A 22614-nucleotide genomic window follows, 5' to 3' on the forward strand; every position below is an offset into this window, starting at 1 on the left:
AACCAAATGAGCAATAAAGCTTTCCAGCAAAATCTGGACGACAAAAAAGGCCCCCAGCCCGGAGGTCCCTATCTCATTCAGATGCTGTTCAAAGAGCCGGTAGAAATGCCGGATAAAGAAAAAATGACTGCCATAATGGAGAAGCACATCGGATCAACAGAGTGCTTCTGTTATGATAAGAAAATGGCCGGCTTTGCCGCCCTGGATCATGTCGCGGAATTTCAGGACGGCAAGTGCCCGGTACAGCTGATGGTGATGAAATGCGACAAGTTCAAGGGCAAAGGCTTTGATGCCTTTCTGATGAGCCAGATGTGGGACTGCCAGGAGGACCGTGACCGGATCTTCCGGGAGTGCAAATATCAGGTGGTGGCCACCGATATGCTGACTGCGGCGCTTCCAGCGCTGGAGCGTGCCAACCTGGATGCCGACTTTCTGGAGGCTCTGGCAGAGCTGTACCCCACCTGTGAGGCGTTCTATTTCCAGAACTGCGGTAAGCTGTTTCTGGCAGAGGATGTGCGCTCCCATCAGATTGAGGGGCCGGATCGGTTCATCCGCTTTGGCGTCAATGTCCGTTTCTTCAACATCGAGGGCACGGAGGATATGCTCATCGACACGGTGGGCATGAGCACCCTGTTTTTGCCGGATCTCCAGTACCACTTCCACGGCATGGACCCCAACTGGGTGGTAAACCACGCCTATAATGCAGCGTCCTATATTCTGGAGCATGATAACCCCATTGAGGATGGGGAAACCATAGACGGCGTGGCGGATGGCCAGATGTGCCGGGAGATCCAGTGGAAGTGCCAATATGAAGATGCCTTGATCCAGCCGCCCAGAGGGGTGCTGGACATCAACATGGGAAACTATGCTTCGGGAGGACGCTGAATGAATGGCGTTGTGCTCCTGGTAGGCGGACTTCTGCTTGTGGCGGTGATCAAGCTGATTATAGATCGAAATTGGATCGGCCTGCTTCTCTGTGCTGTCGCCCTGCTTCTGGTCTTTGGGGCTGGACACCATACAAAATAGGCCATTTTAAGAATCGAGGAGGTGAAGTATGCAGAATTCAACAAATATGCGGATACTGGAATTACTCCGGTTTCTCTATGAGCGGACCGATGAAAACCATCCCGCCACAGTATCTGACATCATTGCCCATCTGAATGGAAAAGGAATTCAGGCAGTGCGGCAGACTGTTTACGCAGATACCAATGCGCTGATCGATGCGGGGATTGATATTGTGGTGGTTAAGAGTACCCAAAACCAATATTTTATGGGAAACCGCCTGTTTGAGTATCCAGAACTGAAAATGCTGACAGACGCAGTAGCATCCTCGAAGATCATTTCTGCCAAGAAGTCTGAGGAGTTGGTGCAGAAATTATGCCGTCTGACCAGTCTACATCAGGCAAAGCAGCTTCAAAAATTTGCTGCTTTATCCAGCCGTGTCAAACCGCATAATGAAAAGGTTTACTACATCATTGACAATATCCAAACAGCGATTGGAAACCATCAGCAAATTCGGTTCCAATACTATGAATATACTCAGGAAAAAAAGAAAATCTTGAAGCATGATGGATATTATTATGTCGTAAATCCTTATGCGCTGGAATGGAAAAATGACCACTATTATTTAATTGGATATTCTCTGAAGCATCAGAAAATTGCTCACTTCCGTGTAGATCGGCTAACAAGCGTAGAAAACCTTGAAACTTGCTTTATGCCAGTAGAGGGATTTGATGTAGCCTCCTATACAAACAAAATGGTTGATATGTTTACATCAGAGTCATCGAAGGAAGTAACCCTGTTATGTGAAAACGAACTGATGCGTGTAATCATAGACCATTACGGAGAAGATGTCCCTGTTGAGAGGTATGATGACGGGCACTTCACAGCCAAAATTGAAGTGAACCCCAGTGGAACTTTTTATGGCTGGATATTCAAATTCAAGGGGAAAATAAAGATTCTATCCCCAAAAGAGTGCATTACAGAAATACAGCAAATCGCTCAGGAATTTATATAGCGCAAAAGAGGTGTTATTGATTTTTAACACCTCTTTTCAAATGAAATTTTTATCCTTGAAGTGAACAGATGTTCGATATACAATATAAGCAAGATGTTCGCAGTTCGTCGAACAAATGAGAGGTGAATGCTGTGGGCAATATAACTTTTGGATCATTTATAGCCGAGAAACGCAAGGCGCACAAATTCAATTTACGCGATACAGCCAAGCATTTGAATATTGCTTACGGCTATCTGTGTGATATTGAACAAAGCCGCCGTCCTGCACCCAATGGAGATTTTGTGGAACGCATCTCCGCCTTTCTGAATTTGGATAAATCAGAACATGAGTTGCTTTTGGATCTGGCTGCAAAATCACGCAATACAGTATCTGCTGATTTGCCAGACTATATCATGGAAAAAGATATTGTTCGGGCAGCCTTGCGTGTGGCAAAAGAAGTAGACGCTACCGATGAAGAATGGCAGACATTTATGAAAATGCTAAAGGAGCGTAAACGATAGGGGGGATAGCTTTGTCAATTCCACAAATCCGTACAGAAGCAATCGAGGCGGTAGGGCGAAAAATCCTGATGGAATATGATCCCTCTCTGCTATCCGGGCAACCATGTTCTGTGCCAATCGAAACCATTATCGAGACAAAGTTTGATCTAATCCTGGAGTTTCATACACTAAGAAAAAACCCCAAGATATTAGGGGAAACAATTTTCGATGACGGTGCCGTTGTTTTATATGACCAGATACAGAGACAGTATCGAATGATTGCAGTAAGAGCCGGTACAATCTTAATTGATGAACGGCTTTGTGATCCATCAAAATTAGGGCGGCTCCGTTTTACCTGTGCCCATGAGCTGGCTCATTGGGTACTACATAAGAAGTTATACTCCGGTACTGGAGATGTTGCTGCTTATAACGGAAATGTTTCTTCCGACGAAAGTCATGGCATAATTGAGCGTCAGGCGGATACCCTGGCCTCTGCTCTGCTGATGCCTTTACCGCAGATCAAAAAATGTTTTTACCGGCTTAGAATAGGCCGGACAGATGAACAGCTCATTGCTGAAATGGCAAATATTTTTGAGGTTTCCAAGCAAGCAATGCAGATTCGTCTAAAATCCAGAAACCTGATATAACCAAATGGGGGAATAGAGAGAGGCACTGCCCTCTCTCACGCTCCTCTGCTATGCTATTTTGTACCTAATATGTTCGCAATATTGCGAACAAGGAGGGATGTTCTATGAGAAAAGAAAGCACAACAATCCAAAAATGTAACAGCAGGCTAACAGCTTTGGGGCTTAACAGCGACGCTGCGTTTCATAGAAGTAAGCTGATTCTAAAGATTTACCGTGATGTAGTCTGGGTTCTGAGTGAGCGGGCAGAAGAATTACAAGAAACCGCTTGGATAATGGGAGAACAAGATATAGAGTCCGGCCTCTGCTATCTTGAAAATTTTGCACCAGATATTGAACTGCAAGCCTTTGAAGAAAAAGTTTGCTGCCTTGTTCAAAATCAAATGCTGGTCAATATTATTGACCGTGCACTCCTTCGTCTGAAACGGTATCCGGATCGAGGAGAACTTTACTATGAAATTTTGACTAAGCAATTCATCTATCGGTTTAACAGTACAGAGAAAGAATTGCTGGAAGAACTAAATATAGAACGCAGTGTCTTTTATGACCGAAAACGAGAAGCCATCTATTTATTTTCTGTTTGCTTGTTTGGATATTCTATTCCAGAAGTCCTGGAGGAGCTGCCCCGACTAAATTCCGACTAAATCCCGACAAGTCCCCGACCTAATCCCTACTCCCTTCCGACTTCCGACCTGCTATACTTGGTATAGTGGCAGGAATGCGCTAAATTGAATACTTTTCTACATAAGGCCCGGCATTAACCGGGCTTTTTTCATTCCTGCTGCAATATGGCGGCAGGAACATGGCTGGAGGTGAAAACACTTCCGGCCTTTTTCTTTGCCCGGTATTAGGAGGCCGGTATGCGCTGGGAGGCGTACATAGCAAAATATCCATGACACCGTTCAAATTCGCTGCCTACCAAGAATTTGAACGGAGGAAAGGATATGACGAGAGTATTCATTTGGAAAAATAACAGCCCACAGGAATGGGAGGAAATCAGTTTTTCAGCGTTCAGTAAGGCACGCCGCAATGGTTGCTTTACTGGGCGCTTTTTTGTTGAAACAGTCAAAATGTTCCGTGATGAAGATGACCGCATTATCATGGAATGTTCTCGCAAAGATTTTGAAAAATACCAGCAGGAGGACCGCCACAGCCGCTATCTCCAGGAACATGAGAAAAGTTGCTCTATATTCCCGGCTTCTCATGTGGGAGATCGTGACGGCACAGAGGAAGGTTATCAGGATACAGATTTGTTTGTGGATGAATCTGTTGATACTGCGGAACAAGCTATTCAGAATTTACTTCTTGAGGATTTACACCAAGCTCTATTGAAACTGAGTCCGGCAGAACGAGATTTTATATTGTCCTATTATGAAATGAAGATACCAAATGCAACTTGTTTAGCCCAACGATATGGTATTACTCGGCAAGCCGCAGATAAGCGATTGAAAAAAATCGAAGAAAAAATAAAAAAGTTGGTTGCGATTTTCTAAAAAAGTGGCAGTAGCAAGTGAGAGGGAAATCCTTTCACTTGCACCTTGACAACCTCATATACGAATCATTAAGTTTGATCCTCTTTGGGCGTAATAGCCGCTACATCAGCGGTATATTTTCTGAGAGCTGCCACTCGCATAACAGGCCAACCCATTTTTGCTGTATAGATGAGTTTTCGGTTTATCAGAAATATATCAGGCTGGAATACATCGGATGGCATCCGGTCATGGCATAACAAGGAGGAAAGCTCTCTTACAGCCATAGTCCGAGCGTGATAATAACCGTCGCAGGCCATGGGTAAGACCAAACGAAGTGGAGGTGAAACTCCTGAGAAGCAGGCCAGCCACCTGCGGCTTAATGATTACCCAAATCCCTGGGGTGTCGTGGACAAGTAAGGGATAAAACAGGCGCTAAATTGAAGGAGACTCTGTAATTTGCAGAGCCTCCTTCTTACATAATCAAATCTCAAAACATAGGAGGATGAACATGAAAGAAGATTGGATTTATAAGCGTGGGGATTTATATTATGCCAATTTGAACCCTTATTTTGGATCAGAGCAAGGCGGCACCCGTCCTGTCCTGGTTCTTCAAAACAATGTGGGGAATTTTTTCTGCCCCACTTTGATCGTAGCTCCACTCACCAGTAAATGGATTAAGAAAAAGGAGCTGCCCACACACTATGCACTGGAGAGCGTTCCAGAGCTTGGACTGAAATCTGTTGTTCTGCTGGAGCAAATTAAAACGATTGATAAAAGGCGTGTTTTATCGTACATTGGGCGCGTATCTCGCGAAGAAATGAGAGCGATTGATGATGCTCTGCAAGTTAGTTTAGATATTCATATTCCGGAGGAAATGGAGGCTCCGTAAGGCCACTTACCGGATAAAGGAGGCGTTTTTATGTTTGAAGCAAGAATTGCGGAATTGAACCGCTTTAATGAACAAAATCCTGTCAGCTATGACAAAAGAACCTATACGGTCGATGAGATTCAGGACATTCTGGGTATCAGTCGTCCCACAGCATATAATCTGGTAAAACAGGGTGTATTCCACAGCGTCAGAGTCGGCGGTCATATCCGCATTTCCAAAAAGAGCTTTGATGACTGGCTGGATCACGCAGATGAATGATTTGTCAAGGATGCCGCTCTCCAAATCGACATCCTTAACTTTTTTTCTGCTTTCTCTTACAATGAGGCCATAGCAAGAAAAACTTTATAGAGGAGGCAAAAGCCATGCAAAAACAAAGAGTAAAGACCAGTATGTCTGTACCAGAGATGGGCAAAATGCTTGGGCTTGGTAAAGTAGAATCCTACTGGTTGGTTAAAAAGAACTATTTCAAAACAATTCAAGTGGCCGGACGAATGAGAGTTATGCTGGATAGCTTTGAAGATTGGTATGCCGGCCAGTTCCACTATAAAAAAGTGGATGGTACACCGCCCGGAGAGAAATGGAGGCATACTACGATGTCAGTTCCGGAAATGGCGGATCTTTTGGGGCTGAAATCTGGCACAGCTTATGACCTTGTTAAAAGGGGCTATTTTGAGACGATCTTGATTGATCGAAGAATTCGTATCATTACCAGCAGTTTTGAAGCCTGGTATCAAAAGCAAACTCATTATGTGAAAATCTCAGAAAGGAGCAATGAAAATGGCATCTATCGTGAAGCGTAAAAGCAAATATTCTGTGGTGTATGATTACACAGATGAAAACGGAAAACGCAGACAGCGTTGGGAAACCTTCAGCACAAATGCAGAAGCAAAAAAACGAAAAAAGCAAATTGAGTATGAGCAGGACTCTGGAACCTTCTTTATTCCTACGGCAAAGACCCTGAACGATCTGCTCGATGAATATATGTCCATCTATGGTGTAAATACCTGGGCAATGTCAACATATGAAAGCCGCCGTGGTCTGGCGAGAAACTACATAACTCCTATTATCGGAGATATGTTACTATCCGACATCACTCCAAGGATGATGGATAAGTATTACCGTGATCTGCTCTCTGTGAAAACGGTAAGCGTCAACAACCGCAAACCCACAAGCGAATATCTGACCCCGCATACAGTAAGAGAAATTCACAAGCTACTTCGCAGTGCCTTTAATCAGGCGGTGCGTTGGGAACTAATCAGCCGTAACCCTGTCCTGAATGCGACACTTCCCAAAGAAGAACATAAAGAACGGGATATATGGACTGCCGAAACGCTGAGCAAGGCTATGGAAGTCTGTGATGATCCTATCCTCTCCCTTGCCTTAAATCTGGCGTTCTCCTGCTCTTTACGCATTGGTGAAATGCTGGGCCTTACCTGGGACTGCATTGATATTGCACCACAGAGCATAGAAAATGGTTCAGCTTATATATTCGTCAACAAAGAGCTGCAACGGGTTACACGAGGTGCATTGGACGATTTGAGCGACAAAGGTGTTATTAAGAAGTTTCCACCTTGCATAGCCAGTACCCATACTGCTCTGGTCCTGAAAGAGCCTAAAACCAAAACCAGTATTCGCCGCGTGTACCTGCCGAAAACAGTTGCCTATATGCTGGTAGAGAGAAAAAAAGAAATTGATGAGCTGATGGATCTGTTTGGAGATGAATACATCGACAATAACCTGGTCTTTTGCTCCAGCAATGGCCGTCCGATGGAAAGCCAGGTGATTAACCGTGCTTTCAATAAACTTATCAAAGAAAACGGACTGCCTCATGTTGTATTCCATTCTCTCCGTCACTCCAGTATCACCTACAAGCTGAAACTCAATGGTGGCGATATGAAATCCGTCCAGGGCGACTCTGGTCATGCTCAGGTAAAAATGGTTGCAGATGTCTACTCTCACATCATCGACGAGGATCGCTGCATAAACGCTCAGCGATTGGAGGAAGCATTTTACTCATCCAAGACTCCTGACCCTGTTGAAGATACAGAGCCTAAAACTGCGGATACTGCCGTCACTGAAAGTGATGAAAGTGATGCAGCGAAGATACTGGAACTGCTTAAAAATCCCGAAACTGCCGCACTGCTCAAGCAGCTGGCAAAAGCTTTATAAAGTCCCTCCCTCAGAAGAACGCCTCTCACTTTGTGAGAGGTTTTCTTCGTTTGAACCACTTTGCACAGTGACCAAACACTTTTTTTGTTAGCAAGGTTCTGAAAGCATTTTTGAGCGATGTTAGCAAATTCGCGATTTTGTTTGCAACTTCCTCTAATTTCTGCTAACAAATGTTTGCAAGTTCCTTTGGTAAAAATCGAACCTCTGACTTACCGCCTTTCTTAGCAAAAGGCCAAATCTCGTTAGCAAATGTTAGCAAACCAAGGTTTTTTGCAAAAAAGCCACAAAAGCCGCAGAAATAAGAAAAGCCGAAAACCCTGATAAATCAAAGGTTTTCGGCGTGTTTGCTGGCGTCCCTGGCGGGATTCGAACCCACGGCCTTTCGCTTAGGAGGCGAACGCTCTATCCTGCTGAGCTACAGAGACTTATATTAAATTGAGACTGGCAACGATCACTTTTCCCCGTAAGGCAGCTGGTAGAGCACAACCTTAGGAGGCGCTTGTTATATCCATTTAACTATGGGAACAAATGCCGTATTTTCGGGCTTTTTCAGCCTTTTCGGTCACGGCGACCAACTTTATGAACTCAATCACTTTCGTGATGAATTATCTCTTTCTTATCTCTTCTGATTTTTCAGATTTCGCTTCCTTAAGTGATCCTCAAACGCTACCCTTTTTCTTCAAAAGGGTTCCGCCATGGTTCTACCTTAGGAGGCGAACACTCTATCCTACTGAGCTACAGAGATTTATATGTTTCACGTGAAACATATATCGTATTTTCATACTGCATTTTATTATAATTCATTTTCATGTGTTCCGCAACTATTTTCTCTTCTCACATGCTCCGTATGCAATTTCTGTGTAGCTGTTCACGGGTAGGCACTTTTGGAACCGATGATTTTTTATAGACCTTTACGCAAAATGAGCCGTTCCCATCATCCATATTTTTCCTTTAAACCGACGTCCCGGAAGCGGTTCTCCAAGCAGGTCCATCTTATTGATACCCACGCGGAAATACAGATCGTTGCATTCCACCTTGAGATCATAGATTTCCTCGCCGGTAAACCGGTTTTTCTTACATATAACCTCTTTGATCTCGCCTAAAATCGAATACTGATCGCACTCGATCCCGCTTGGCATAAAAGTTGTATCGACGATCGAATAAATATCCTCTCTCGTCGCCCGGCGCGATGCCATCGAATAGAGATCCAGATCCTCGATTGTTAAGGACTCCATCGCATCCTCGTCGCCATTTTTTGCCGCTTCCAAAAGTTCATCCCGGTTTTTCGCCGCCACTTTGGCTTTTTCAATCTGCAGCGCCGTCTTTTTGATCGGAAGAAGCACCTTGCCCCGATTGGCAAATCCTGCCAGGCTAACCGAATTCACCTGTAAGCGCTCGCGCTCTTTCCGGTAACACTCCCTGTATTCGATCGGATTCAAGAGATAAAAGATCAGCGAAAGCCCTACCTTATACTCATCCAGAAGCCCCGCATAGGTTTCCTTCTCCGTATGACGCTGAATGGAACATTCTGCCCGCGAGGTTACCTCCTCGTTCAGGATATAGGGATAATAATACTCTATCTCCATCTCATCCTGCTCATTCAGCTCCCCATACATCGCCACGCCGATCCCCGGCGCAACTTCTGTCTTGATCTCATATAATTCGGTCTCCCTGTCAAGCTGAAGACAGCTGGAGGTTCCCGCCTCTCTCGCCAGACAGCGAAGCAGGGCACGGATGTCCTTCTTCTTCTGATACATACTAAATCCGGCAGCTCGCAAAAAACGATGCATATTGACTCCTTCTAACTACAATCCGCAGCTGCTGCCAACACATACAGCCGCCTCATTTCTATCCTTTATTTTCTTTACTTATACCCAAGCGCACGCTCCAGTGCTTCCTTCTCTTCACTTCCTAAAAGCACCTCGGTCTTGCCCTCTACGACATCCTTCAGATACAGGTAACAGCCTTCACGGCTGTGAACAGAATTCAGCACAAATCCCGTGTTGTTATCATCCAGCATGGCAATGACAAAACTCAGATTGCCGCCCATGCCCTTAAACGCATTGTACTTGACAATACCGGTTTTCTGGTATCCAGCCTGCGCCTTGGAGACAACCGAATCCACCAGGCGTTTTGTATCTCCGTCCTTTGCCCGCAGATACTCGGTCTCATCCACCAGTTCCATGATCGTGTCTTCGAGCGTCTCCGCATCTTTTCCCCGCATAAACATATCATATCTGCGATACAACTTCCTATACTGCGAAAAACAGATGACGGACGCAATAAATGATATGAGTGTCAGGATCGCCAGAACGATCACGATAACCCCCGGATCGATGCCAATCCCGCTAAAAATACTGCTCTCCATCTTTCATTCCTCATTTCCCATCATCCGTCCCCTGGGACGAATTTTGTGTGATTACTGTCTTAATGACTCCAAAAGCTCAATCAGACGTTCCAGTTCCGCTGATGAATAGTATTCGATCTCGATTCTGCCTTTATTCTTATCCTTGCGGTTGATCGAAACCTTCGTTCCCATAACTCCTTTCAGCTTCTCTTCCACATCCTTGAAAAAGACCTCCATATCGCGTTCCGGCTCTGCTTTCTTTTTCGCCTTTTTCGGCTTCAAAAGCTCTTTCACCAGACGCTCGACCTCGCGGACGCTCAAATGATTTTCTACTGTTTTAAGCGCCAACTGGTACTGTTTTTCACCATCTTCCAGCGAAAGAAGCGCTCTCGCATGACCTCCGGTAAGCCGGTCCTGAATCAGCATCTCCTGCACTCTCTCATCCAGTTTCAAAAGACGCATGCTGTTCGTGATCGTCGCACGGTTCTTCGCTACGCGCTCTGCCACGTCCTCCTGACGCAGCCCAAACTCCTGAATCAGCATCTGGTAGGCTTTCGCCTCCTCAATCGGATTTAAATCTGCACGCTGTACATTCTCGATCAGGGCGATCTCCATCGTCTGCTGTCTCGTATACTCGCGCACGATCACCGGAACTTCCCGAAATCCTGCCAGTTTGGCAGCTCTCCACCGGCGCTCTCCGGCAATCAGCTCATAACGATCGCCCTTTTTCTGAACCAGAAGCGGCTGCAGCACGCCGTAACGGCGGATGGATTCTGCCAGCTCTCCGAGCTGTTCTTCATCAAACATCTTACGCGGCTGGCTGACATTTGGCTCAATCTCCGAAATATTTAGAAATTTCTCTTTTTCCACCTCGACGATCCTTACGACCGGCTCCGCTTTTGCCGTCTGTGTCTTCGATTTTGCCGCCGTCTCCCCGGCTGTGCGGGTTTTTCCTTCTGCCGTCGTCTTTCCGGATGCCTTTGCAACTCCCACGCGGCTTCCTTTTCCCACTGTTTTCGCAGCTGTCTTTCCGGCAGACGCCGATTTTTTCTGTTTTTTAGATCCCGGAAGCACCATATCCAGCTCTTCCAGGCTCTTTTTCTCTATCTCCTGTTCCGTCTCACGAACGGAAGTCTTTTTTCCGGCTTCATCCGATGGCTTTGCGCTGCTTTTTCCCGCTTCTGCATTCTCGTAATCATTTCCAAAAAAAGCTCCCAGTCCTCTGCCAAGCCCCGTTCTCTTTGACATTTCCTTCCTCCTCACGAACCTCCCGACGCCCCGGCAGGCATCCTTTCTGAATTTCACTTCACCGTTATTTTCCTGCCTACAGCTCTTCTCCCCGGCTGATCACCTCTGCTGCCAGCAGACGGTAGCTCTCTGCACCAGTCGAACGGCTGTCGTACAGGTTGATCGGCATTCCGTGGCTCGGCGCCTCCGCCAGTCGCACATTTCTCGGTATGATCGTCTTGTAAATCCGCTCATTTAAGTTCTGTTTTACATTCTCTACGACCTGCAGGGAGAGATTCGTTCTCGCATCATACATGGTAAATACCACGCCCTCCAGCTCCAGCGACGGATTCATCTTTTTCCGGACCAAACCGATCGTCCGGAGTACCTGGCTCAGTCCTTCCAGCGCATAATATTCGCACTGGATTGGCACCAGCACCGTATCTGCCGCTACCAGCGCATTGATCGTCAAAAGACTCAGCGACGGCGGGCAGTCGATGATAATAAAATCATACTGATCGCGGATTGTCTCCAGATAACCGTTTAACACCGACTCTTTATTTTCCACATCCAGAAGTTCAATCTCAGCTCCTGCCAGATTCGAATCCGAAGGAAGAACATCCAGATTTTCCTGAACATCGCGCATCAGACAGTCCTCCAGTGTGCAATCGCCCAAAAGCAGCTCATAGACTGTATCTTCAATCTGTTCTTTTTCCAATCCCAAACCAGTGGTTGCATTTCCCTGCGGATCAAAATCGATCGTCAGAACCCTCTGTCCCGCCTCTGCCAGGCATGCCGACAGGTTGATCGCCGTTGTCGTTTTACCTACGCCGCCCTTCTGATTTGCAATCGCAATCGTTCGTCCCATACCGTATTCCTTCCATTTCCTCGGTTTTATCTCACATGAAAGACAGGAAAAAGCCTTCCCGCAGGCATACGCACAGCGATTTCCAGCTTTTTCCCGTTCTTGTCTTGCCTAATAGTATAACACACTTAAAACTCATTTCCTACTTTTTTAGAAAAATTTCATTTAAAATGTTTCACGTGAAACATCGGCTCCACCGTCTCCCCTAGAGCACACCATTTATCTGCCAGACACACAATCCATGCCTCGCGGCACTGAGGCGGCACCGGTATCAGCGGAAACATATGACGTGCGATGATATTTTTTTCCTTCCAATTTAAATGGTAATCTCTCTGTGCATTTCCAAGCGCTGTTTTCGGGTGACGGAAGCCGTGCAGGCGGTGCGAGGAATCCTTCTGATGCCAGTCATACAAAAAATAATCGTGCAGCAGTGCCCCTCTCACAAGTGATTTTGGTTCCAAGCGAATCTGCCACCGTTCCATCATCCAAAGGCTTGTGTAGGCAACATTGAGGCTGTGGCGGTAAATGGATGTCGTACCATGCTGCATCGCCAGCTTCTCCTCGTCTAAGCGCCCTTCCTGCTTCAGTTCGCGTATCGTTTCCGCCAGCAGCCGCTGCCTGCCCGCCGACAACTGAAAAGATTTCTCTGTCTTCCGTTCCATACGATGCCGAAAGCATAACTTATTTTCCTTCTTTATCATATCGCGCATTTCTTTCCCCATCGATTGATTTTTTGATACGTGAACATTATAATGAATTTAATATCGATTTTCAATGAAATTTTGTTTACATAAAATGGCATGTTCATAACTGTTCACAGGTAGAAATTTTCTGAACTGAAAATTCCGAACGCTACAATTCTGGTTGCAGATTTTTCCGATTTGAAATGCGAAGCATCGGCAAAATCCCGTTACTTGGGCACACATCTGTGAACAGATATTCTGTGAAAAAACGCTGGAAATAGCTGAACTGGAATACAGGAAAATATGATATAATATGAGCACTTAGCGAGGTGTTTTCGATCCTAGTGCGAGTCATACCTAAATACTTAATGAAGCCAAGCCAAAGGCGATAGCTGAATTTAGTATTTATGGTATAATAGAATTACTTGATGAGATATTTTCAAGTTTAATTTTTCGATTCAAAAGGAGCTTTCTATATGAACACAAAAAACAAGATCATGACCTGCCTGATGCTGTCCGCCGGCGGCGCAGTTTCACTGGCACTTTTAAATAAATATATTCAATTTTCTGCCACCTCCCGCGGTCTGACCCGGGAAGAGAATTCTCTCTGCTACAAATGGCGGCTGGGAAATATCTACTATACAAAATGCGGTTCCGGCAAACCGCTTCTGTTGATTCACGATCTGCACTTTGCATCGAGCGGCTATGAGTGGGAATCCATCCGCGAACAGCTCAGCCACTCCTACACCGTCTACACGCTCGACCTTCTCGGCTGCGGACGTTCCGAGAAGCCGAACCTGACCTACACAAATTACCTGTTTGTCCAGCTGATCTGTGATTTTATCAAATCTGAGATCGGACATCGGACCAACATTCTCTCCACCGGTGATTCAGCGGCACTGTCTATCATGGCGTGCAGCAACTCTCCAGAACTGTTTGATCAGATCATGCTCATCAACCCGAGCAGCCTTACCGACTGTTGTCAGCTTCCGGGTAAAAATGCCAAGCTTTATAAGCTTCTTCTGGATCTCCCGCTGGCTGGAACGCTCATTTACCACATTGCGTGCAGCCGCTCTATGATCGAAGAGGCATTCCGCACCAAATATTTTTACAATCCGTATACCGTAAAACCGGTTCAGATCGACCGCAGCCACGAAGCCGCACATCTCGGCGAATGTCCGAAAGCGATCTTCTCCAGTATTGAATGCCGCTATACCAAGTGCAATATTTCCAATGCTCTCAGGAAGATCGACAACAGCATCTTCATCATCGGCGGTTCCGAGGAACCGATGATCGAGGCGACGATTCAGGATTACAAGATTTATAATTCCGCAATCGAGTCCTCTATCATCCCAAAGACCAAACATCTGCCGCAGTTAGAACAGCCGGATGCCGTGATGGATGCGATCCATATGTTTTTTTCTTAAAAAAGGATAATGCGTATGCATACCGCGGAGCGTTTTTTCGTCATAGGACGAAGCTTATTACTGTTCATGCATACGTGCCCAGTAACGGAATTTGCCGTGGCTTCGCATTTAAATACGGCAAATTCCTGCTGCCACCACGTTTTCTTACGGCACTTTCGGTTCCAACAGTGCCTACCCGCGAACAGTTACTCTCTCTTTCCCACATCTCCATAAAAATTGCTTTTTCATACTCATACCATGATGCAGATACCATTTTCCAGTATCTTTCATATTCACAGCGTCATCCTTCCGTGCGCCTTGTTTGTTTCTTCTTGATAGGAACGGTCCTAATGTTTCATCCAGGTCCCGCCGCACTATCTATATACAAACAAAACCCCCGGAATGCTCCTCTTTATTCTACATTATTCCCACTCGATCTCCTCGGCTTTCGCACAAAAAACTATATTCTGTAACGAAAACTCAAATTTTATAAATTTTTCCTATTATCTTCAGCTCTGCCATCGCCTCTACCTGTTTCTCCAGATTTCCTCTGTCATATGCCTGATACGGCTTCTGGAACACAATCTTCCAGGACAAATATTCAGTCATACATTTTTGTTTAAACCCCGCCTATATGAAAAAGAAAGACTGCATACCCTACGTGTTCCATATACAGTCTTTCTCTTTCTACCTTTTGATTGCTTTATTTCAGCGGCTCCCGCGATGGCGTTCCCGCTTTTCTCGGATACTTCTTTCCCGTCCTCTCTGTCTTATGAATCCGGACCAGGTTACGCTCATCCTCATTGGCAAGGTGGAAGGAAATCACATCCTCCAGCTCGCCGCCCAGCTTGCGGATCGCACCTTTTCCCGTCTTCATCTCTTCCTCCAGTTTGCCTGATTTGTACGGTACAAACCAGCCTCCCACCTTGACAAATGGCAGGCAGTATTCCGACAGCGTGGACAGATTTGCCACCGCGCGTGAAACGCAGAAATCAAATGTTTCACGTGAAACATTATCATGTGCCGCATCTTCCGCCCGTCCGTGAACCGCCTGAATTTTTTCCAGTTCCAATGCCTGAATTACCTCGTTCAGAAAGTTGATCCGCTTATTTAAAGAATCGAGAAGCGTGACCTTTAAATTTGGAAATGCAATCTTTAACGGGATACCCGGAAATCCAGCTCCCGTTCCAACATCGATCAACGTATACTCTTTCTCTGCCAGATCCGGCACCGCTTTCACAAGTGCCAGACTATCCGAAAAATGTTTGGTCACAACTTCCTTCTGTTCCGTGATCGCTGTCAGATTCACCATCGTATTCCAATGAATCAACAGTTCATAGTAATCGTAGAACTGCTTGATCTGGTGTTCATTTAACGTGACGCCCATCTCCTGCGCTTCTTTCTGAAGCTGCTCGGTAAAGTCTGCCGGAGGCAGAACCACACCGCTTTCTACTTTATTTTCTTCTGCCATAAATATATCCTTTATGATATGTTCTATTTTTTCTCAGGTTCTTATCTATCTTACATTTTGAGTTTCTGCAATGCGTTTACCTGTTTCCATGCAGTCTCTGAATCCGCTCGTTTCTATATTTACAGTTCTTTCTTCTCTTCCCCATGTCCCGCATGGCGGCTCTGCTCTAAGTGTACCAGCAGCACCGAAATGTCCGCCGGTGACACGCCCGCGATTCGGGATGCCTGACCGATATTTGCCGGTTTATAGAGATTTAATTTCTGTACTGCCTCACGGCGCAGGCTTCCGACCGTGGAATAGTCGAAGTTTTCATCCAGCTTCCGGCTCTCCATCTTCTTGAACTGTGCAACCTGCTGCAGCTGGCGGCGGATATAGCCGTCATACTTGATGTTGATGTTGATCTGCTCGATCACATCTTCCGGAAGTTCCGGACGGTTCGGATCCAGTTCTGCCAGTGCTTCATAGCTTAACTCCGGACGGCGTACCAGCTCTGCCAGCGTTGCCGCGGTCTTGAGCGGGGTGCTTCCGTGGCGCTCTAAAAATTCCTGCACTTCTTTTCCAGCGCCAATGTTGATCTTCTCCAGACGCTTTGCCTCTTCCTCGATTATGTTTTCTTTCCAGAGAACACGCTCATACATCGCATCACTGACCAGTCCAATCTCATGCCCGATCGGGGAAAGACGCAGATCCGCGTTGTCCTGACGCAAAAGCAGGCGGTATTCCGCACGCGACGTCATCATCCGGTACGGTTCATGGTTTTCTTTGGTAACCAGATCGTCGATCAAGACACCGATATACGCCTGGGAACGGTCGAGGATGATCGGTTCTTTTCCCAGCACTTCGCGCGCCGCATTGACACCCGCCATAAAGCCCTGTACCGCCGCTTCCTCATAACCGGAGCTTCCGTTAAACTGACCGCCGCTGAACAATCCCCGGATCGCCTTAAATTCCAGCGATGCCTTTAACTGGCGTGCATTGATACAATCGTACTCAATTGCATATGCATTTCGAACAATTTTTACATTTTCGAGTCCCGGAACGGTACGGTACATCGCGTACTGCACATCCTCCGGCAGGGAACTGGACATACCGCCCAGATACATTTCATTCGTATAAATTCCCTCCGGCTCGACAAAAACCTGATGACGGTTCTTATCTGGAAATTTTACCACCTTATCCTCGATCGATGGACAGTAACGCGGACCTGTTCCCTCGATCGCGCCCGAAAAGAGGGGCGATCGATCCAGGTTGTTGCGGATGATCTCATGTGTTTTCTCATTGGTATAGGTCAGCCAGCAGGACACCTGCTCCTTCTGCACCGACTCCGGATCGGTGGAAAAAGAAAATGGCACAATCCTCTCATCGCCGAACTGCTCTTCCATCTTAGAAAAATCGATGCTGCGCTTATCGACACGCGCCGGTGTGCCCGTCTTGAAACGGAACATCTCGATTCCCAGCTTTTTCAGGGAGTCTGTCAGATGGTTTGCCGCCTGCAGACCATTCGGTCCGGTCGGATTGCTCACATCGCCATAGATACATCTCGCTTTCAGGTACGTTCCCGTTGCCAGCACCACCGCCTTGCAGTAATACGTCGCGCCGGAGTACGTTTTCAGTCCTTTGATCTGACCTTCTTCCACGATCAGCTCTGCCACCTCTCCCTGACGGATCGTCAGGTGATCGGTATTTTCCATGGTACGGCGCATCTGGCGGGTATATTCCTGCTTGTCCGCCTGCGCGCGGAGCGAATGCACCGCCGGTCCCTTAGACTGGTTGAGCATCTTGGACTGTATAAAGGTTTTATCTATATTTTTTCCCATCTCGCCGCCGAGCGCATCCAGCTCGCGCACCAAGTGGCCCTTCGAGCTTCCGCCGACATTCGGGTTGCACGGCATCAGGGCGATGCTGTCCACGCTGACGGTAAACACGATCGTCTCGAGTCCCAGTCTCGCGCTTGCCAGCGCCGCCTCACAGCCGGCGTGTCCCGCCCCGACGACCGCTACATCATAATTTTCTGTTAAACAGGGCATGTTTCCTCTTTCCTCTCTATCTCTGCGTTCTATTCAAGTCGAACGTCCGTGAGACTTGGCGCGTGATTCTGGTCAGCGTAAGCTGACATATTCTTTACAGCATCACTGCGCATCCTCGCGGAGCGTTTATCTCAGTCGGAGACAAGGCTTCCTCTGAGACAAATTTGCTATTACTCACCACCTGAAGAGGTGGGAGTCTTCTCGACTGAGATAAACGCTGCGGCTCATGCGCCGTATGTTTCGCAGCCGATTTTACTGCAGCTGCACATTTCAATTCGATCAAACGCCTTATATTCTTTCTTGTTTTCAGATCCACCCTATCATACCACAAGGAAAGAAACCTTGCAAAAAAATTGATCTATTTCCCCATACAAAAATGGCTGAAAATCTCATTCACCAGATCCTCTTCCAGTGATTCCCCAAGGATCGTTCCAAGATGTTCATAGGCATCCATCAGATCAATCGAGAAAAAATCCTCCGGCATCGCATTGTCGATGCTTGTCTCGACCAGACGCAGGCTTTTCAGCGCCTGCTCCATCGCCGTCTTGTGACGGACGTTTGTCAGCATGACCTGATCGTTGAAATTCAGGTTTCCCTGCAAGAACATCGTCTGAATTTTTTCCTCCAATCGATCAATTCCCTGCTGTTCCTTCGCCGATACCGGAATCACTTCCTGCCCGCACGCTTCGCGAAGCGCTTCTTCTGTGAGAACCGGTTCCAGATCTGTCTTATTTAAGAGGACGATCACCTTCCGTCCCCGGATCAAATCGAGGATCTGACGGTCATTTTCATCCAGCTCCCTTGATCCATCGACCACATACAAGATCAAATCTGCCTCATCCGCAATCTTTCTCGCCCGTTCCACGCCAATCTTTTCAACGATATCCTCCGTTTCCCGGATGCCCGCCGTATCGATCAAATTTAAGCTAAGCCCGCGCAGACGGATATTTTCCTCCAGCGTATCGCGTGTCGTACCGGCGATCTCTGTCACAATCGCGCGCTCCTCTCCCAACAGTACATTCATCAGGGACGATTTTCCTGCATTCGGCTTACCTAAGATCACGGTTTTGATCCCCTCCGTCATGATACGCCCGTTGTCAAACGTCCCGATCGACGCCTCCAGTTCCATCTCTATCGGCTGCAGCGTCTCCCGAAGGCGCTCCGGATATCCGTCCAGAGAAATATGCTCCGGATCATCAAGTGCGGACTCAATAAAGGCAATCTCATAGATTAGTTTTTCGCGAAGTTCCCGCACTTTCCGCGACATTGAACCGCTCAACTGGCTGACCGAAGACTGCAGCGCATACTCATTTTTCGACTGGATCACATCGATCACGGCTTCCGCCTGCGAAAGATCAATTCTGCCATTTAAAAACGCCCGCTTCGTAAATTCGCCTGGTTCCGCCAGCCGCGCCCCACATTTTACCGCCAGCTCCAGAATCCGCTTCATCACCAGCACGCCTCCGTGACAGTCAATCTCTACCGTGTCCTCCGCCGTATAACTGTGCGGACCGCGCATCAAAAGAAGCAGCACTTCATCGATCCGTTCCTCTCCATCCCGAATATATCCATAATGAATCGTATACGTTTTCTGCTCTGAAAGCCTCTTCCCCGCCACCGCCGGTTCAAACATCCGCTCCGCCACCGCCACAGCGTCCGAACCGCTAATCCGGATAATCCCAATCCCCGAACTCGAAAGCGCCGTCGCGATCGCGGCGATTGTATCTGTATATACCATATATATATAAATCCTTCCTTGCTTTTTATCTTCTTATTCTATACCATATGGAAGCATTTTCCCATCTTTATTTACAAATCTAGTCTAATATTTATTTCTTTTTTTATGTTTTCACGATAAACCTCTCGCGCTCGATCCCCCACAAAAAAGAAGGTCTAGATACCTCCAGACCTTCTTCGTCATACTTATTTACTTCTCATATCTCCCATACCCGTCACTTCTCTCGCGTCTGCCCTCACGCTTCAGCGAAATAATCACATGCCGGAACGGATCCTCGCCCTCGCTGCGGGTGGTGACATACTTGTCATTCTGCAGCGCTGCATGAATGATCCGTCTCTCATACGGGTTCATCGGCTCCAAAGATACGGAACGTTTCGTTCTCTTTACCTTGTAAGCAATGTTCTTTGCCAGTGTCTCAAGCGTCTCTTTCCGTCTCTCGCGGTAATTCTCGGTATCGAGCTTCACGCGGACGTAATTCTCGCTCTTCTTGTTGACAACCAGGCTGACCAGATACTGGAGAGAATCCAGGGTCTGACCTCTCTTACCGATCAAAATACCCATGTCCTCGCCGGAGAGGTCAATGTTCATCTCGCACTCTTCCTCATTGAAAGCCGCTGCGATCTTCACATCTAAGTTCATCGCATCAAATACCTGGCTTAAAAAGTCGATCGCACGATCCTCGAGCGTCTCTTTTTTCTTAGCACGGATGATCGCCGGTTTCGCGCCGATCCCCAGAAATCCGGCGCTTCCTTTTTCGACCACTTCGTACTCTAATTTATCACTGGTGGTTTCCAGTTCAATCAGTGCCTTTGTTACTGCCTCATCGACTGTCTTAGCGGTAACCGTAATCATATCCATCCTGCGCCCTCCTTCTATTTTTTCGCGTGCTTATCGTTGTACTTCTGCACCATCTTGGCCTTGGAAGCCAGACTGCCCGGCTTCGGATCGGAATTGTAAAATGCTTCAGACGCCTCCATCTGCTTTTTATTGCGGGAGATCTTGTCCTCTTTCGCCTTGCTTTCCGCATCCTCGCGTGCCTGAAGCGCCTTTAAATTCACGCTTGCCTTCTCGCTGACATTGGCCGGCGGCAGACCTTTTCTCGCTCTCTTCTTGTTCATCTTCTCCACGTTGCGGCGGATCAGATCATCGACATCGATCTTGTTCATATGTGCATTTACGATCAGCTGCTGAACGAGCTGGAATGCACCCTGAACGACCCAGTAGATACCGATCGCGGACGGCAGGGAGAAACAGAAGAATACGGACATCAGCGGCATCGTGATCATCATGCTGTTCATCATGCTCGCGCCCGGCGCGTCCTGATCCACCTGCTGTAAATTGGAAATCAGCTTGGTGGAGAGCCACTGGGTCAGACCTGCGAGGATCGGGATGATCCATGCGATCGTGATGTGGTTAAAACCGGTAAACGGCGGAGTTGCCAGATTGATGCCGAAGAAATAGTTCATCTGCTCAATCTTGCCCGCATTTTCTGCGATCGTCGAAGAGATCTGCGGGAATAAACTTTCCAGCGTATCCCATCCAGCCGGTGTCAACTTATATAACATATCTACGACTTTGTTTGCCACGGTGTAGTCTACCTTGTCCACCGCCATGCCGACACCGCTTGCCAGCTCGGAAATCTTGTTGACGTAATCCGGCTGCTCCATCAGCGGGTTCGCTACGTTGTCAAAAAAGACACGTACTGACGGTACGTATGCCGGAATGTTGTAGATAACCCGGTACAAAGCGAAGATAATCGGAAGCTGAATCGCCATCGGCAGACATCCTGCCATCGGATTCGAGCCATATTTCTCATAGACTGCCTGCATCTCGACCTGTTGTTTAGCCATCGATGCCTGATCGGTTTTTCCCTTATACCTATTCTGAACCGCCTTGATTTCAGGGTTCATAAGCGACATAAGTTTTGACGATTCCTGCTGTTTGATCGTCAGAGGAAATAACAGTAACTTTGTGATAATGGTAAACAGGATGATACACAGACCGATATTCATGATCCCCATGCTGCTGGTAATCCGGAATAAAAAGTCCATGATATAACCAAACACGCTGGCGATCGGTCCCATGATCGAACCTGCCTTTGTCGCAACTAAAACGCTAACGTCCAATGAACTACCTCCTCATCCTTTACGGAACTGGATCATAACCGCCTTCTGCAAATGGATTACAGCGAAGAATCCGCTTACATGCCAAAATCATACCTTTTACAGCGCCGTACTTTTTAAGTGCCTGGATGGCGTACTCCGAGCACGTCGGCGTGTACTTGCAGTGAGGTCCTGTCATAGGGGAAATATAGAGCTGATATTCCCGAATCATCTTTATCAAGATCTTCTTAATCAATATTCTCACTTCGATTCTCCAGAATGTTATGCAGTCCGCATAAGTGCAGGTATGCACTCTCAATTTTTTTGAAGTCTGCTTCTTTCGCTGCCGGTCTGGCAACGACTACGATGTCTAATCCGAGTCTGACTCTGTCCTTATTTAACCGATAGCTCTCCCGTACCAACCTTGTCACATGATGGCGGACCACGCTGTTTCCAACCTTTTTGCTGACGGAGATACCGATCCGAGGCTCCTTCCCGTCATCCACCCGCTTCACGTACATAACCAGAAGCTTATTGGCATAGGATTTCCCTGTCTTGTAAACCTTTTGAAATTCGCTGTTCTTCTTAATTGAATTAAAACGCTTCATTAAAATCACCAATGATAAATAATATAAAATAGAATCCGGCTCGCCGGATTCACGCACCGAGGTGCGATTGCATTAGCAATCATTTTCCCCTGCACCGAGTGTGCATCGCAGAGCTTTTCTTAATTTCATAGAACTTTTTCTATGAATATTAAGAAAGGCCACAATCTATAACTCGATTGCGGCCTCGTTCATTAAGCAGATAATTTTGCTCTACCTTTTGCTCTTCTGGCAGCCAGAACTTTTCTTCCACCTGCGCTGCTCATTCTCGCACGGAATCCATGAACTTTTGCTCTCTGTCTTTTCTTCGGCTGAAATGTCATCTTCATGTCTGCATACACCTCCTCATCCATAATATAGTAAGAGAAATCCACGCTTCCTCCGGCTCACGCCGAAATCCGTATTCTTCTCAACATAGTTAGACTATTGTAATTAAACATCTTCTCCATTATATAGAAGAATTCCGCATTCGT

26 protein-coding genes and 1 tRNA gene are annotated in these 22614 nt (G+C 46.9%); 12 read left to right on the forward strand and 15 right to left on the reverse strand.

What is annotated here, in order from left to right; all coding sequences use genetic code 11:
• Positions 1-6: 6 nt before the first annotated feature.
• The 11 genes from DWZ76_RS02845 to DWZ76_RS02895 all read left to right on the forward strand — a co-directional run bounded on the left by DWZ76_RS02845 (position 7) and on the right by DWZ76_RS02895 (position 7670).
• Complete coding sequence (locus DWZ76_RS02845; RefSeq protein WP_008723407.1) at positions 7-885, forward strand: DUF4261 domain-containing protein; 879 nt, start codon at positions 7-9, stop codon at positions 883-885.
• Positions 886-1026, forward strand: a complete 141-nt coding sequence (locus tag DWZ76_RS15015; RefSeq protein WP_006059618.1) for a hypothetical protein — start codon at positions 886-888, stop codon at positions 1024-1026.
• 28 nt (positions 1027-1054) lie between these two features.
• Positions 1055-2017 carry a WYL domain-containing protein gene (locus DWZ76_RS02850; protein ID WP_117499825.1) on the forward strand — a complete coding sequence of 321 codons (963 nt, stop codon included), beginning with the start codon at positions 1055-1057 and terminating at the stop codon, positions 2015-2017.
• A 131-nt stretch (positions 2018-2148) separates the two neighbouring features.
• Entirely contained in the window at positions 2149-2517 is a 369-nt protein-coding gene (locus tag DWZ76_RS02855; RefSeq protein ID WP_002569119.1) for a helix-turn-helix transcriptional regulator, read from the forward strand.
• A gap of 11 nt (positions 2518-2528) precedes the next feature.
• Complete coding sequence (locus DWZ76_RS02860) at positions 2529-3143, forward strand: ImmA/IrrE family metallo-endopeptidase (RefSeq protein WP_024739395.1); 615 nt, start codon at positions 2529-2531, stop codon at positions 3141-3143.
• A 104-nt stretch (positions 3144-3247) separates the two neighbouring features.
• Positions 3248-3784: a hypothetical protein gene (locus DWZ76_RS02865; protein WP_002569117.1), complete on the forward strand. Its 537-nt coding sequence runs from the start codon at positions 3248-3250 to the stop codon at positions 3782-3784.
• 300 nt (positions 3785-4084) lie between these two features.
• The gene (locus tag DWZ76_RS02870; RefSeq protein WP_024739394.1) at positions 4085-4633 is read left to right on the forward strand and encodes a sigma-70 family RNA polymerase sigma factor; all 549 of its coding nucleotides are present in this window, start codon (positions 4085-4087) and stop codon (positions 4631-4633) included.
• A gap of 487 nt (positions 4634-5120) precedes the next feature.
• Entirely contained in the window at positions 5121-5501 is a 381-nt protein-coding gene (locus DWZ76_RS02880) for a type II toxin-antitoxin system PemK/MazF family toxin (RefSeq protein ID WP_002569115.1), read from the forward strand.
• Between the two features lie 30 nt (positions 5502-5531).
• On the forward strand, positions 5532-5759 hold the full coding sequence (locus DWZ76_RS02885; protein WP_002569114.1) for a helix-turn-helix domain-containing protein: 228 nt from the start codon (positions 5532-5534) through the stop codon (positions 5757-5759).
• A 104-nt stretch (positions 5760-5863) separates the two neighbouring features.
• Positions 5864-6301: a helix-turn-helix domain-containing protein gene (locus DWZ76_RS02890; protein ID WP_117440306.1), complete on the forward strand. Its 438-nt coding sequence runs from the start codon at positions 5864-5866 to the stop codon at positions 6299-6301.
• Positions 6279-7670, forward strand: coding sequence for a tyrosine-type recombinase/integrase (locus DWZ76_RS02895; RefSeq protein WP_007862346.1), 1392 nt, complete (start codon positions 6279-6281; stop codon positions 7668-7670). The genes DWZ76_RS02890 and DWZ76_RS02895 overlap by 23 nt, the downstream gene beginning before the upstream one ends.
• Before the next feature lie 348 nt (positions 7671-8018).
• Here the strand turns inward: DWZ76_RS02895 and DWZ76_RS02900 are convergent.
• The 6 genes from DWZ76_RS02900 to DWZ76_RS02925 form a co-directional block, all read right to left on the reverse strand.
• A tRNA-Arg gene (locus DWZ76_RS02900) sits at positions 8019-8095 on the reverse strand.
• Between the two features lie 486 nt (positions 8096-8581).
• A complete protein-coding gene (locus DWZ76_RS02905) occupies positions 8582-9460 on the reverse strand; it encodes a DUF3881 family protein (RefSeq protein WP_118471739.1) in 879 nt (292 codons plus the stop codon).
• Between the two features lie 74 nt (positions 9461-9534).
• Entirely contained in the window at positions 9535-10038 is a 504-nt protein-coding gene (locus DWZ76_RS02910) for a DUF4446 family protein (RefSeq protein ID WP_107000950.1), read from the reverse strand.
• 51 nt (positions 10039-10089) lie between these two features.
• Positions 10090-11265: a ParB/RepB/Spo0J family partition protein gene (locus tag DWZ76_RS02915; RefSeq protein ID WP_227589454.1), complete on the reverse strand. Its 1176-nt coding sequence runs from the start codon at positions 11263-11265 to the stop codon at positions 10090-10092.
• Positions 11266-11341: 76 nt separating this feature from the next.
• Positions 11342-12112, reverse strand: coding sequence for an AAA family ATPase (locus tag DWZ76_RS02920; protein ID WP_107000951.1), 771 nt, complete (start codon positions 12110-12112; stop codon positions 11342-11344).
• Between the two features lie 158 nt (positions 12113-12270).
• Positions 12271-12810, reverse strand: a complete 540-nt coding sequence (locus DWZ76_RS02925) for an HD domain-containing protein (protein WP_243017758.1) — start codon at positions 12808-12810, stop codon at positions 12271-12273.
• A 458-nt stretch (positions 12811-13268) separates the two neighbouring features.
• On the opposite strand from DWZ76_RS02925, the gene DWZ76_RS02930 reads away from it, so the two are divergent.
• Positions 13269-14219, forward strand: a complete 951-nt coding sequence (locus tag DWZ76_RS02930) for an alpha/beta hydrolase (protein ID WP_117796780.1) — start codon at positions 13269-13271, stop codon at positions 14217-14219.
• A gap of 459 nt (positions 14220-14678) precedes the next feature.
• Here DWZ76_RS02930 and DWZ76_RS15390 read toward each other — a convergent pair whose 3' ends face one another.
• From DWZ76_RS15390 to rpmH, 9 genes are all read right to left on the reverse strand, one after another.
• Positions 14679-14807, reverse strand: a complete 129-nt coding sequence (locus DWZ76_RS15390) for a hypothetical protein (RefSeq protein ID WP_270224374.1) — start codon at positions 14805-14807, stop codon at positions 14679-14681.
• 94 nt (positions 14808-14901) lie between these two features.
• Positions 14902-15669 (reverse strand): 16S rRNA (guanine(527)-N(7))-methyltransferase RsmG, encoded by a 768-nt coding sequence (gene rsmG / locus DWZ76_RS02935; protein WP_118471741.1) that lies wholly within the window; start codon positions 15667-15669, stop codon positions 14902-14904.
• Positions 15670-15788: 119 nt separating this feature from the next.
• The gene (gene mnmG / locus DWZ76_RS02940; RefSeq protein ID WP_118471743.1) at positions 15789-17696 is read right to left on the reverse strand and encodes a tRNA uridine-5-carboxymethylaminomethyl(34) synthesis enzyme MnmG; all 1908 of its coding nucleotides are present in this window, start codon (positions 17694-17696) and stop codon (positions 15789-15791) included.
• Positions 17697-18054: 358 nt separating this feature from the next.
• Positions 18055-19434: a tRNA uridine-5-carboxymethylaminomethyl(34) synthesis GTPase MnmE gene (gene mnmE, locus DWZ76_RS02945; protein ID WP_107000955.1), complete on the reverse strand. Its 1380-nt coding sequence runs from the start codon at positions 19432-19434 to the stop codon at positions 18055-18057.
• Between the two features lie 189 nt (positions 19435-19623).
• Entirely contained in the window at positions 19624-20292 is a 669-nt protein-coding gene (jag, locus tag DWZ76_RS02950) for an RNA-binding cell elongation regulator Jag/EloR (protein ID WP_107000956.1), read from the reverse strand.
• Positions 20293-20306: 14 nt separating this feature from the next.
• Entirely contained in the window at positions 20307-21560 is a 1254-nt protein-coding gene (locus DWZ76_RS02955) for a YidC/Oxa1 family membrane protein insertase (RefSeq protein ID WP_333489788.1), read from the reverse strand.
• Positions 21561-21579: 19 nt separating this feature from the next.
• Positions 21580-21789 carry a membrane protein insertion efficiency factor YidD gene (gene yidD / locus DWZ76_RS02960; RefSeq protein ID WP_347560916.1) on the reverse strand — a complete coding sequence of 70 codons (210 nt, stop codon included), beginning with the start codon at positions 21787-21789 and terminating at the stop codon, positions 21580-21582.
• On the reverse strand, positions 21785-22144 hold the full coding sequence (gene rnpA / locus DWZ76_RS02965) for a ribonuclease P protein component (RefSeq protein ID WP_107000958.1): 360 nt from the start codon (positions 22142-22144) through the stop codon (positions 21785-21787). The genes yidD and rnpA overlap by 5 nt, the downstream gene beginning before the upstream one ends.
• Before the next feature lie 191 nt (positions 22145-22335).
• Entirely contained in the window at positions 22336-22470 is a 135-nt protein-coding gene (rpmH, locus tag DWZ76_RS02970; protein WP_087225913.1) for a 50S ribosomal protein L34, read from the reverse strand.
• Positions 22471-22614: the final 144 nt, after the last annotated feature.

The sequence above is a fragment of the Clostridium sp. AF35-15 genome, from assembly GCF_003477745.1.
Classification (GTDB): domain Bacteria; phylum Bacillota; class Clostridia; order Lachnospirales; family Lachnospiraceae; genus Otoolea; species Otoolea fessa.

Bases quoted from the DNA above. Each gene is read 5' to 3' on its own strand.
- DWZ76_RS02845 (WP_008723407.1), top strand. From the start codon at position 7: ATGAGCAATAAAGCTTTCCAGCAAAATCTGGACGACAAAAAAGGCCCC.
- DWZ76_RS15015 (WP_006059618.1), top strand. From the start codon at position 886: ATGAATGGCGTTGTGCTCCTGGTAGGCGGACTTCTGCTTGTGGCGGTG.
- DWZ76_RS02850 (WP_117499825.1), top strand. From the start codon at position 1,055: ATGCAGAATTCAACAAATATGCGGATACTGGAATTACTCCGGTTTCTC.
- DWZ76_RS02865 (WP_002569117.1), top strand. From the start codon at position 3,248: ATGAGAAAAGAAAGCACAACAATCCAAAAATGTAACAGCAGGCTAACA.
- DWZ76_RS02870 (WP_024739394.1), top strand. From the start codon at position 4,085: ATGACGAGAGTATTCATTTGGAAAAATAACAGCCCACAGGAATGGGAG.
- DWZ76_RS02880 (WP_002569115.1), top strand. From the start codon at position 5,121: ATGAAAGAAGATTGGATTTATAAGCGTGGGGATTTATATTATGCCAAT.
- DWZ76_RS02885 (WP_002569114.1), top strand. From the start codon at position 5,532: ATGTTTGAAGCAAGAATTGCGGAATTGAACCGCTTTAATGAACAAAAT.
- DWZ76_RS02890 (WP_117440306.1), top strand. From the start codon at position 5,864: ATGCAAAAACAAAGAGTAAAGACCAGTATGTCTGTACCAGAGATGGGC.
- DWZ76_RS02895 (WP_007862346.1), top strand. From the start codon at position 6,279: ATGGCATCTATCGTGAAGCGTAAAAGCAAATATTCTGTGGTGTATGAT.
- DWZ76_RS02905 (WP_118471739.1), bottom strand. From the start codon at position 9,460: ATGCATCGTTTTTTGCGAGCTGCCGGATTTAGTATGTATCAGAAGAAG.
- DWZ76_RS02910 (WP_107000950.1), bottom strand. From the start codon at position 10,038: ATGGAGAGCAGTATTTTTAGCGGGATTGGCATCGATCCGGGGGTTATC.
- DWZ76_RS02915 (WP_227589454.1), bottom strand. From the start codon at position 11,265: ATGTCAAAGAGAACGGGGCTTGGCAGAGGACTGGGAGCTTTTTTTGGA.
- DWZ76_RS02920 (WP_107000951.1), bottom strand. From the start codon at position 12,112: ATGGGACGAACGATTGCGATTGCAAATCAGAAGGGCGGCGTAGGTAAA.
- DWZ76_RS02925 (WP_243017758.1), bottom strand. From the start codon at position 12,810: ATGATAAAGAAGGAAAATAAGTTATGCTTTCGGCATCGTATGGAACGG.
- DWZ76_RS02930 (WP_117796780.1), top strand. From the start codon at position 13,269: ATGAACACAAAAAACAAGATCATGACCTGCCTGATGCTGTCCGCCGGC.
- DWZ76_RS15390 (WP_270224374.1), bottom strand. From the start codon at position 14,807: ATGACTGAATATTTGTCCTGGAAGATTGTGTTCCAGAAGCCGTATCAG.
- rsmG (WP_118471741.1), bottom strand. From the start codon at position 15,669: ATGGCAGAAGAAAATAAAGTAGAAAGCGGTGTGGTTCTGCCTCCGGCA.
- mnmG (WP_118471743.1), bottom strand. From the start codon at position 17,696: ATGCCCTGTTTAACAGAAAATTATGATGTAGCGGTCGTCGGGGCGGGA.
- mnmE (WP_107000955.1), bottom strand. From the start codon at position 19,434: ATGGTATATACAGATACAATCGCCGCGATCGCGACGGCGCTTTCGAGT.
- jag (WP_107000956.1), bottom strand. From the start codon at position 20,292: ATGGATATGATTACGGTTACCGCTAAGACAGTCGATGAGGCAGTAACA.
- rnpA (WP_107000958.1), bottom strand. From the start codon at position 22,144: ATGAAGCGTTTTAATTCAATTAAGAAGAACAGCGAATTTCAAAAGGTT.
- rpmH (WP_087225913.1), bottom strand. From the start codon at position 22,470: ATGAAGATGACATTTCAGCCGAAGAAAAGACAGAGAGCAAAAGTTCAT.